Source organism: Mycobacterium nebraskense, from assembly GCF_002102255.1.
Lineage (GTDB): Bacteria > Actinomycetota > Actinomycetes > Mycobacteriales > Mycobacteriaceae > Mycobacterium > Mycobacterium nebraskense.
The window spans coordinates 1-10,348 of sequence record NZ_LQPH01000147.1 but is presented as its reverse complement, the minus strand read 5'-3'; the positions used below and the strand labels follow the sequence as shown (position 1 = coordinate 10,348).

General features: G+C 65.5%; 11 protein-coding genes. 6 read left to right on the top strand and 5 right to left on the bottom strand.

Annotation, left to right across the window (positions count from 1 at the left end):
- The first annotated feature begins 97 nt into the window (after window positions 1-97).
- From AWC17_RS20410 to AWC17_RS33620, 4 genes are all read left to right on the top strand, one after another.
- The gene (locus tag AWC17_RS20410) at window positions 98-838 is read left to right on the top strand and encodes a TnsA-like heteromeric transposase endonuclease subunit (protein WP_011894084.1); all 741 of its coding nucleotides are present in this window, start codon (window positions 98-100) and stop codon (window positions 836-838) included.
- Window positions 839-961: 123 nt separating this feature from the next.
- Window positions 962-2,926, top strand: a complete 1,965-nt coding sequence (locus tag AWC17_RS20405) for a Mu transposase C-terminal domain-containing protein (RefSeq protein WP_005148662.1) — start codon at window positions 962-964, stop codon at window positions 2,924-2,926.
- Window positions 2,914-3,942: a TniB family NTP-binding protein gene (locus AWC17_RS20400; RefSeq protein WP_005148661.1), complete on the top strand. Its 1,029-nt coding sequence runs from the start codon at window positions 2,914-2,916 to the stop codon at window positions 3,940-3,942. Before AWC17_RS20405 ends, AWC17_RS20400 begins: the two co-directional genes overlap by 13 nt.
- A 412-nt stretch (window positions 3,943-4,354) precedes the next feature.
- Entirely contained in the window at window positions 4,355-4,786 is a 432-nt protein-coding gene (locus tag AWC17_RS33620; RefSeq protein WP_225503056.1) for a hypothetical protein, read from the top strand.
- A 136-nt stretch (window positions 4,787-4,922) separates the two neighbouring features.
- Here AWC17_RS33620 and AWC17_RS20390 read toward each other — a convergent pair whose 3' ends face one another.
- The 5 genes from AWC17_RS20390 to merA are packed head-to-tail and all read right to left on the bottom strand — an operon-like array spanning window position 4,923 to window position 8,709.
- A complete protein-coding gene (locus tag AWC17_RS20390; RefSeq protein ID WP_085165033.1) occupies window positions 4,923-5,771 on the bottom strand; it encodes a cytochrome c biogenesis CcdA family protein in 849 nt (282 codons plus the stop codon).
- Entirely contained in the window at window positions 5,768-6,322 is a 555-nt protein-coding gene (locus AWC17_RS20385; protein ID WP_005148658.1) for a TlpA family protein disulfide reductase, read from the bottom strand. Before AWC17_RS20385 ends, AWC17_RS20390 begins: the two co-directional genes overlap by 4 nt.
- The gene (locus tag AWC17_RS20380; RefSeq protein ID WP_005148657.1) at window positions 6,315-6,605 is read right to left on the bottom strand and encodes a hypothetical protein; all 291 of its coding nucleotides are present in this window, start codon (window positions 6,603-6,605) and stop codon (window positions 6,315-6,317) included. Before AWC17_RS20380 ends, AWC17_RS20385 begins: the two co-directional genes overlap by 8 nt.
- A gap of 32 nt (window positions 6,606-6,637) precedes the next feature.
- Entirely contained in the window at window positions 6,638-7,279 is a 642-nt protein-coding gene (gene merB, locus AWC17_RS20375; protein WP_005148656.1) for an organomercurial lyase MerB, read from the bottom strand.
- Between the two features lie 26 nt (window positions 7,280-7,305).
- The gene (gene merA, locus AWC17_RS20370) at window positions 7,306-8,709 is read right to left on the bottom strand and encodes a mercury(II) reductase (RefSeq protein ID WP_005148655.1); all 1,404 of its coding nucleotides are present in this window, start codon (window positions 8,707-8,709) and stop codon (window positions 7,306-7,308) included.
- A 56-nt stretch (window positions 8,710-8,765) separates the two neighbouring features.
- Between merA and AWC17_RS20365 the strand changes: the two genes are divergently transcribed.
- Both AWC17_RS20365 and AWC17_RS20360 read left to right on the top strand, forming a co-directional pair.
- A complete protein-coding gene (locus tag AWC17_RS20365; protein WP_005148625.1) occupies window positions 8,766-9,155 on the top strand; it encodes a heavy metal-responsive transcriptional regulator in 390 nt (129 codons plus the stop codon).
- Between the two features lie 138 nt (window positions 9,156-9,293).
- Window positions 9,294-9,935, top strand: a complete 642-nt coding sequence (locus AWC17_RS20360; RefSeq protein ID WP_079481877.1) for a cadmium resistance transporter — start codon at window positions 9,294-9,296, stop codon at window positions 9,933-9,935.
- Window positions 9,936-10,348 lie beyond the last annotated feature (413 nt).

Here is a 10,348-nt window from a genome sequence, read left to right as displayed (position 1 = left end):
CTGTCCGTTCTCATTGATTCTGGGGCATTCTCATTGAATCTGGGGTAAGTGCGTGTCTTTCTCATTGAATCTGGGGCACGAGGCTTAGCGTTTATGTGTGCTGACGTCGGCTGTTTCGGCTGGGCCAGGTGTAGCGAGTGCAGTGGACTTGGAGTTCAACACCCGCGAGGGATGCACGCGGCAATCGCTGGACCGATGTGCTGCAACCCGGTTTGAGTTGGACTGTTCACCAGTGCGGAATTTCCCCTCGTTTCGAGGTCAGCGTAACTTTCCCGGGCTGTGGTGGTTCGCCACAACCGGCGCACATGTAGGTCACGAGTCCTGGGTAGAACGTGACCAGTTGATGGCGTTGGATGCCGATCCGGATGTTGTTGGTGTTCTGTCGCAACCATTTTGGATTCATTGGCGTGACGGCACGCGGCATGCTCCTGACTACTTCGTGCGGCGCCGCGATGGATCTGTCGTCGTAGTCGACGTTCGTGAGGACGACCGGATCTCTGACGCTGATCGGGACGTGTTCGATCGGTCTGCCGCCACGTGCGCGATGGTCGGTTGGGATTACCTGCGTGTCGGTTCCCTCGATCCAGTGCTGCGGGCGAATCTACGTTGGTTGTCGGGTTATCGGCATCCGCGAGTATTGAAGATCGGTTTGGCTGATCAACTGGCGGAGGTCTTCGCTCGGGTCCGTCCGTTGATGGCTGGTGTGCACGCGGTCGGGACTCCTTTGGTGGTGCTGCCCGTACTGTTTCATCTGCTCTGGCACGGCCGTTTAGTTGCCGATCTGCAAGGAGCGGCACTTGGCGACGACACGGCGATTGGCCTCGGGACCGGGTGGTGACCTGACGTGCGAACGGGTGTCGTCCGAGAGGGAGACGAAATCCGTTTATCAGCAGGTGTTTTCACCGTCGTAACCCTGTCGGGCGGATCAGCTCGACTGGTTGACGCTGTCGGCGAGCAGATTGTGGTGCCGCTCTCGCAGCTGATGGTTGATCCGGCATTGGAATTGGTGTCGGGGTCGCGACCGCCACTGTGTTCTGAGGAAATGCTGGCTGGCATTCCCGAGGCAGCCGTCGAGCAAGCACGGTGGTGGGAGCGCCACATCGTGGAGATCCTCAGCGGCCGCCCGCCTGGGACGGCCGCGGGCATTCGTCCCCGCCCAGAGTTCGACACGGCGAAACGATCTCTGCGGCAGCGTGAGCTGGCCAAGTTGGACGAGCTGCGTGCCGCCGGCCACGACGTGAGTCGGAATGCGTTGCAGCGTCGCCGATTTGCCTACGAACGGGACGGGCTCCTGGGAGTGGTTGACGGGCGCCATAATCGGCGGCGCGCGGTATTCGGCCGTGTGGACGACCGTGTCGTCGCCGCGGTGCGGGATGCGATCGAGGGCGAGACCGACCTGTCAACGGGAACGGTGCAGCGTCTGCAACGGCGGGTCGCCAAGACGCTGGTGGCCACCTATGGTGCCGACGACGCGCCCGCGATGCCGTCGCAGCCCACCTTCTACCGGCTGGTCAAGCGCCTCGCGGAAGGACGGCACACGTTCGGGTCAGCACGGACGCGGCGATCGCTGTCCAAGCAGCCCGATGGCCCATTCGGGTCGATCACCGTGGTGCGCCCCGGCGAGATGGTGGAAATCGATTCAACCCTTCTGGATGTACGGGTAGTGCTCGATGACGGCATGGTAGACCGAGTCGAGCTGACTGCGATGGTCGACAACGCTACGCGGTCCATCCCGGCCGCGGTGCTGCGACCGACGACCAAAGCAGTGGACGCGTCACTGCTCTTGGCGCGGGCATTGACGCCCGAACCGATGCGCCCGGGATGGGCCGATGCGCTGCGGATGTCCCGGTCGGTACTTCCGCACCACAGCCTGACCAGTGTCGATCAGCGCCTGGCCGATGCTGCGGCCAGGCCGGTGATCGCTCCCGAGACGATCGTCTGCGATCACGGGAAAGCGTATCTGTCCCAAACATTTCGGCAAGCGTGCTGCACATTGGGGATCAATCTGCAGCCGGCTCATCCCGACTGCCCGACCGATAAGCCGAAGATCGAGCGGACATTGCAGTCGGTGGGCACCCTGTTCGCACAGTACGTGGCCGGTTACGTCGGTTCATCGGTGGAGCGGCGTGGGAAAAACGCCGAGGACGACGCGGTGTGGTCGATGATTGAGCTGCAGGCGCTGCTGGACGAGTGGATCATCGCGGTGTGGCAGAACCGCCCCCACGATGGCCTGCGGGATCCGGTGACGCCGGGGAAAGCGTTGTCTCCCAACGAGAAATACACTGCCCTCGTTGAGGTGGCTGGCTATGTACCGGTCCCACTGGACGCCGACGACTATATCGAATTGCTTCCCGTGCAGTGGCGCACAATCAACAGTTACGGGGTCCGGATCAACCATCGCACCTATGACGCCAAGGCGCTCAACCCATACCGGCGCCAGCATTCCGGGGTCGATGCCCGTAACGGACAGTGGGAAGTGCACTACGACCCGTATGACGTGTCGAGGATTTGGGTGCGCAATCACCACGAAGACGGATGGCTGGCCGCGACGTGGACGCACCTTCGGTCCTCGCCGGTGCCGTTCGGCGAGACACTGTGGCGCCACGCCCGCTCCGTAGCCGACCGCAGAGGGGCCCAGAAGACCCAGGAAGCGGAGATTGCGGCCATCGCGGAGGACTTGCTGGACCGCGCCGCCGCTGGGCCGCAGCAGCAGACGAAAGCCGAGCGCCGAGTGACTGGACGGACCAGCGCCGCGAGCGCCGGCCGGGACTGGCCGGACCCGACGGAATCATCCGAACATCATGGCCCGTCACCGTCGGAACGGGCCGCCGACAACGAGACTTTCGACGATGACGGCGAGATGGCGGAGGTCATACCCCTGCCGGTGTTTGATGCACGCAAGGAGGCCCAAACGTGGCGACTGTGACCGAGATTGCGGCGGTGGGTCAGTTAGAGGATCGCCGCCAGCCGACCACGACGCTGGAGGGCTGGCGGCGTTTTGTTGATGCCGATCCGCCGGAGTTCACGTTGCTCGCCGACGACGAGTGGGCCAGCCTCGGTGAGGACGAGCGGACGGCCTACAACGAGGCCCGGGTTGCGCATCATTCGGAGCTGGTGGTGGTCACCACGTCGGCGATCGAAGCGATCACCCATCAGGGCCGGCTGTTGACATTGCTCAACCAGCGCGAGATCGGGGCCCGGCGCGGGCTGATCATCTCCGGCGGGGCAGCGACGGGGAAAACTACGGCGATCAAGCAACTGGGTCGGTTTCACGAATTGCGCACCCGTGCACGGTTTCCCGGCGATGAGAGCCGGATTCCGGTGGTGTATGTGACGGCCCCGCCGAAAGGGTCGCCCCGCAAGTTGGCGATGGAGTTCGCACGGTTTCTGGGGCTTCCCACGCTCAATCAGCGGATGAACGTGACCGATATTTCCGATGCCGTGTGCCAGGTGCTCATCGATGCCCGTACCGACATCGTGGTGGTCGATGAAATCCACAACCTCAACCTCGACACCCGCGCCGGCGAAGAACTGTCCGACCACCTCAAATACTTCACCGAGCATCTGCCTGCGACATTCGTTTACGCCGGGATCGAAGTGGAACGCTCGGGGCTGTTCACCGGCACGCGGGGACGGCAGTTGGCCGGCCGTTGCGGGGTGATCCACACCAGCGCATTCCCCGACGCCAAGGAGTGGCGACAACTCGTCGCCGCCATGGAAGGTACCTTGCGTCTGCATCGACACGAACCGGGAAGCCTTGTCGCCCAGGCCCGTTACCTGCACCGCCGCACCGGCGGGATGATCGGCAGCCTGGCCCACTTGATCCGGGCTTCAGCAATCCAAGCGATGCTCGACGGCACCGAGCACATCACCCGCGAGGCCATGGACGATATTTTGATCGACTACGCCGCCCACACGGCCGCGGCCCGCACGGCCAGCTGACGTGGCAACTGTCAGGCCGTGGCCGCGCGGACCACGCCAGCGGCTCCCGCGAACGATCGCACCGTTCCGTTGGGAAGCCGTATCGTCCTACATCGACAGGCTGGCCCGCGCCAACCATATCGGCGTCTCCACACTGCGCGGCCATGTCGCCGAATCATGCGCAGCCCGGCCGCGACCGGACTGGTTGGCCGTCGTCAGCGGCCAACCTGAGCAGGTAATCCGGTCCCGTCTCTGCGGGCTTGCTGGCGACCCCACCGCGCTCAAGCAATATCTCCGCCGCCCTTTGTGTCAAAGATGTATGGCACGCAAGGGAATACACGAACCCGTCTACTGCTACCTGCCTGCACATGTCTCCGTATGCCACCGTCACCGACGCTGGATCGGTTCACCAACGCGCGTTCTTGACGACCAGGTGGATCTTCGTGACCGGCCCACGGTGCTCAGTGCCGGGCGCACGCATCGGCGCTTGGCCCGTCAGTATTCAGAGGTCGACCTTCATGACGCCTTGGGCGACGCCCGCCACATCCTGGTCTTCTGGGCTCACGCAGAGCGTCACGTGGCGGCGGGGATTCTGCAGAATGGCCTAGAAGCGCACGTGGTGGCCTACCCCGATGTGATCGCCGTAGCCGCAACATTGCTCACAGCTCGCCCTCGGGTTGAACAGCCCAGGACGCCAACGGAACCCGCCTGGCCGACGCTACTGCTCGACCGCATCAACGAACGCACCGGCGCCCACCATGCCGACGCCACCCCCGTCGAGCAATGGGCGCAGTACCGACGCCTATTCGCCACTGCCGTATTGACGACACGCTCAGACGGCGCAGAACTGGCGTGTCGCGCTTAGGGGTCGGCAGTCTTGAATGTGCCTTATCAGTAAGGCACTTGTGGTGTGCATCTGACTGTGTCCGACGGTTGTATCTATCGGCTTTCTAATCGTTAGGGACAGTGGTATCTGGCTGGGTGTATCGGCCGGTGAATCATCACCGGCGGCGCTGCTTGCCGGTGATTGGCCGGCGGTGGGTGGTCCAGTACGCGGCCACCGCGCTGACCACCACAGCGAAGGCGGCAATGACGCTGGCCTGGAGGGCGTGGTCCTGCAGCCATCCGGTCGCGGTGGCCGACCAGCCGGTGAGCAGGTTGCCGCCGCTGGCGGTGTGCCCGGTGGCCGCGGGCAGCCAGTACCACGCGAGGTAGGCGCCGGTGGCGATGAGGACAACGGCGGTGACGCGGGTCCCGTGGCGGGCGAGGATACCCAGATGCCGGGTCAGGGCCGTGCCGGCGATGGCGGTGCCGACGCTGACCAGCATCAAGATGGTGGCGGCACCGGCTGTGTATGCGGTGAACACTGCCAGCAGACCGCCCCATCCGCTGGTGGCCTGGGCCTGGGCGATCACCGCGAGCAGTACCCCGAAGGTGCAGGACAGTGACGCCAGGGCGTAGCCGATTCCGGCCGCGAGCACACCACCGGCTGTTGGGGAGTCCGGCCGATGACGCGTCCGGGCAGGCATACGCAGACCGATGGTGCGGCCGGTGAGCATGAAGCCGCCCAAGATGGCCAGGGTGAGCCCGATCGTGATCCCGAGCCAGGGAGCAGCCGTCACCAGGGTCCGGGCACCGGCACTGATCGCGATACCGGCGAGGGTGAGGGTGCCGGTGAACCCGATGGTCAGGACGGCCCCGGTGCGCAGTGCCCGGGCCAGCCGCACGAGCACCGCATCGGTGCCGCCGGTGGCGATGGTGCCGGTGATCCACGCCGGTAGCAGCGCGAACCCGCAGGGGTTGACCGGGGCGAGCATGCCAGCGGTAAACGCGAGCGCGAGCAGGTTCACCGTGCGGCGCTGCTGCCGAGGGCGGCCAGGATCTGATCCTGGGACGGGGCGTGGCCGCGGTAGCTGATCTGCCCGGACGGGTCGATGACGAGGGCGGTGGTCGGCGCGGTCACCTGGTAGCGGCTGGTCAGGGCCCCGTTAGTATCGACGACCGCGGGCAGGCTGGTGCCGCCGATCTGGTCCAGGAAGTGGCGAACATCGGCGGGTTTCTCGGTGGGGACGATGTCGACGGCTAGGAACTTGGCGCTGCCTCCGGCTTTCTCCACGGCCGCCCGAGCAGCGGCCAGGGATTTACCGCCGCCGACGCATTCGCCGCACCCGTAGGAGAAGAACAGGATCGCGGTCGGGGCGGCAGCGGGCAGTTCGACGGTTTTGCCGTCCACCGTGGTCAGTGTCGCCGCCGTCGCCTGGGTTGTGGCGTTGGCGTGTGGCGGTGAGGTCGGATTGCTGGTTGTGGCCGATTGGCCGCACGCGGTCAGCGCGCCCGCTGCCAGCATCACAGCCGTAACGCCCGCCCACCTGTGGGGTGTAAACGAACGCGTTTCAGACATTGTCGATGCTTCCTTTCGTCAGGTCGTCGAGCGTGTGCGTCGCGGGTGAATGGCTGTCGGCGGGACAGCAGTGATCGCCGCGTTGACCGCGGCGGGCGAAGGCGACCACAGCCGCCAGCAGCAGCGCGACGGCTGCCCCGATGACCCATGGATTCTCGAGCAGTCCACACACGGCGGCGAGCGCGCCGCCGGCGATCAGGACTGGCGCGGCGCAACACAGGGCCGTCACCAGCACCGCTGCCGCACCCAGCAGCACGGGATTTCTTCGTGGACGTTGATTCATTGATTTCTCCTCATCAGGTTGGGTGCGGCTGGTCAGCTGCAGCAGCCGGGGTGGGCAGTTGGCGGGGTATGGAGCTGGGTAAGGATTTGTGTGGTCAGGGCTGCGCCGAGTTGGTGGGCCTCAGCGACGCTGACGATCTGACCTTCGGGGTGCTCGGCGAGCCACGGCGCGGCGTCCTGCGCGCAGGTGAAGTAGTGCACCTGGTTGCAGAATGAGGACCGGATCGAGGTGAGGTCGTCGGGGTTGACCAGCGAGACCACCGCGGTCTCGGGCTGCACGCTGGTGACACCGTTTTCGCCGACCGAGACCCTGATCGGGTGCCCGCTGACGGGTGATTCGGATTCGATGCTGGCGGGCCGGTCCAGGATGGTGGGAAAGATGAGGGTGTCCAGGGCGCACCAGGTGTAGAGCTCTTGGCCGGCCACGGTGAATCGGTGGCGGGTCGGGCGCAGGGTCAGGCCCTGGCCGACGATGCGGCCCTGCTCGTCGTATTCGGTGTCGGGTACCGCGGCCAGACGCCGGGTCACCTCGTCAACCGGGAGGCCGACGGCCGCGGCGAGCGCCTCCACGGTGACCGGCTCGCCGGCGGCGAGCAGCCGCAGCAACGGCACCAGCATCGTCGGGTCGAGCCCGGACTCTTCCGGAATGGTCAGGCGGTCAAGGAAATTGGGCATCAGGAACCTTTCGAGTGAGCCATGCGTCAGGATGCGCAGCAGGACAGTCGGGACATATCGGCGCTGAAGGACTGGGCGGCGATTTTGATGCCTTCGGCCATGGTCAGATACGGGGCCCAGGACCCGGCGACCTGGTCGACGGTCATCGCGGCGTCGAGGATGTAGACCGCGGCGGCGGCGATCTCGCCAGCATCCTTGGCGACGGCGGTGATGCCGTGGATGCGGCCGGTGCCGGCGTCGGCGACGAGTTTGATGAAACCGCGGGTGTCTCGGTTGACCACCGCACGCGGCACATGTTTTAGCGGCAGCACCCGGCAGTCGCACCGTGTCCCGGCGGCGAGGAGCTCGGCCTCGGTCGTCCCGGCCGCACCGACCGCGGGGCTGGTGAACGTCACGCGGGGCAGATGGCGGTAGTCGACCCTGCGGCCGGCGTCGGTGAAGATGTTGTCGGCGACCATCGCGCCGTGATGGGCGGCGACGTAGACGAACTCGCGGTGCCCGGTCACGTCGCCGGCCGCCCAGATCCGTGGGTTCGACGACTGCAGCCCGTCGCTCACCACGACCTCGTTGTTCTCGCCGGTTTTGACCTGCACCGCTTCGAGATTCAGGCCGTCGGTGTTCGGACGGCGGCCGGTGGCGACGAGGACTTTCGCGGCACGGAACTGCTGCGTTCCGCCGGTGATGGTCGCGGTGACCGTGACCTGATCGTCGGCCTGCTCGACCTCGCTCACCGTGGCGCGGCGCACCACCCGGATGCCGTCGTCGGCGAACACCTCCAGCAGCGCCATGCCGACTTCCGGCTCTTCCTTCGATGCCAGCGTGGAGCGGACCAGCACCGTCACCGTTGACCCGAGCCGGGCGAACAGTTGCGCCTGCTCCAACGCGACGTAGCCGCCGCCGATCACCAGCAGCGACTCCGGGACCTCGGTGACTTCCATCGCGGTGGTCGAGGTCAGGTAGGCGACGCCCTCGAATGCGGGCGGGATGACTGGGTTCGCGCCGGTGGCGATCAGGTAGTGCTCGGCCTCGATGGTGGCATCGCCGACCTCGATGACGGGCGCGTCCGGGGTTCCGGCGAACCGCGCTTGGCCCTGAATGCGCTGCCAGCCATACGATTCGGCCACGTTGAGGTACTTCTCTGAGCGCAGCGACTCCACCAGATCGTGCGTGCCGGCGATCAGGGCCGCCATGTCCACCGGGCCGGCCGTGGTGGCGATCCCCGGGAACCGGGCAGTGTCGGCTGCGGTATGCCGGGCCTCGGCCGCTGCGATCAGGGCCTTTGACGGCACGCAGCCGGTGTTGACACACGTGCCACCGAAGATGCCGCGCTCGATCATGACGACGGACTTGCCGAGCGCGGTAGCGCGGATCGCCGCGGCCATCGCCGCGCCGCCGGAACCGATGACCGCGAGGTCCAATCCCTGACTCATGCACCCATCCTTGACCTTCAAGTAGGCTTGAAGGTCAAGTGTTCTGAGGAGACATCGTGAGAATCGGGAAGCTCGCCGAGGCGACCGGGGCCACCACCGCGACGCTGCGCTACTACGAAGACGAAGGCCTGCTCCCGCCCGCCGAACGTTCCCCGGCGGGGTATCGCGACTATGCCGCCGACACGATCGCCCGGGTCGGCTTCATCCGACGGGGACAGGCCGCCGGGTTCAGCCTCGCCCAGATTCGGCAGATCCTCGACATCCGTGACAGCGGCCACGCGCCGTGCACGCACGTGCGCGACCTGCTCGACATCCGACTGACCGACCTCGACGAGCAGATCAGCGCACTGGTGGCACTGCGCGAGACCATCGCCCGGCTGCGGCAGGGCGCCGAAAGCGTCGACCCGGAATCATGCAGCGCCGATGACGTATGTCGATACCTCTAGGAGCCACCTCCGTGGCACCGGAGGCATGTATTTCGTCAAGTCCGTTGACCCCGGCAGTCGTCATGAATTTCCGCCCCACTGGAGGTCGTTGGTGCGCGGGAGCGCGGGGCCTGCTGAGCAGTAGGCTCACCCGATGCGGTGGGATTTCACTCGAAGCTGGTCGCATTGGCCGTGCTGAGCCCAGCCACACTCGTTCAGGCGATCGCCACCTTCGCCATCACCAATATCGACGACATCGTGGTCCTCGCGGTGATGTTCGGCCAGGCGCCCGGTCATCGTGGCGCAGCCATCCGAGTGACCGCCGGTCAGTACCTCGGCTTCACCGCCATCTTGGCAGTTTCGGTCGGCGGCGCACTCCTGGGTGCCACGCTGCTTCCTCCAGCCGCACTGCCGTACTTCGGGCTGCTGCCCATCGTGTTGGGGCTGCGGGCGGCATGGCTGGCCTGGCGGGATCGCCGCACCCAACCGGCGCCGACCGATGATCCCGCAACACTGTTGACGCCTGGCACCTGGCAGGTCGCAGTCATCACCTTCGCCAACGGCGGCGACAACATCGGCGTGTACGTTCCGATCTTCGCCGTCTCAACGATCGCCACCATCGGTGTTTACATCATCGTGTTCCTCATCGGTGTGGCCATCTGGTGCGCGGCCGGCCGATATTTCGCCTCCCACCCGATCATCGCCAAAGCACTCTCACGCTGGGGCCACATCGTTCTGCCCGTTGCACTGATCACAATCGGGGCCCTCATCCTCATCAAAGGCGGAGCGTTCGCCCTCTAGCTCGGAGCAACTTCACCACTCAGGGCCAGGAGGCGCTCCTGCATCGGCATGTGTTGGCGTTCAACCACTTTGGTGATGTCCCGGCCCGTATCCGCTATGACAATCTAAAACGGGCGGTGGCCAAGGTGCTCAAAGGCCGCAGCCGGCACCCGAACTACCAACACGAGCGAGCGCACCACAGAATCATGATCGTGTGTCACGAGAGACACGATCACAGTAGTTATACCGAAGACGTACCCGAGCCAACGGAATCGACAGGAGACCATTCCGGCTACCCTGCTGCGCTCGCAGCCGGGCGCGGAAGCAGGGTTGCCCCAGATTCAATGAGAAACGTCGCGATCGAAATTCTCATCCAATCTGGGGCAATGCAGGTCAGACTAGTAAATGTGCCCCAGATTCAATGAGAACGGACA

Bases quoted from the DNA above. Each gene is read 5' to 3' on its own strand.
- AWC17_RS20385 (WP_005148658.1), bottom strand. From the start codon at position 6,322: ATGTCTGAAACGCGTTCGTTTACACCCCACAGGTGGGCGGGCGTTACG.
- AWC17_RS20380 (WP_005148657.1), bottom strand. From the start codon at position 6,605: ATGAATCAACGTCCACGAAGAAATCCCGTGCTGCTGGGTGCGGCAGCG.
- merB (WP_005148656.1), bottom strand. From the start codon at position 7,279: ATGCCCAATTTCCTTGACCGCCTGACCATTCCGGAAGAGTCCGGGCTC.
- merA (WP_005148655.1), bottom strand. From the start codon at position 8,709: ATGAGTCAGGGATTGGACCTCGCGGTCATCGGTTCCGGCGGCGCGGCG.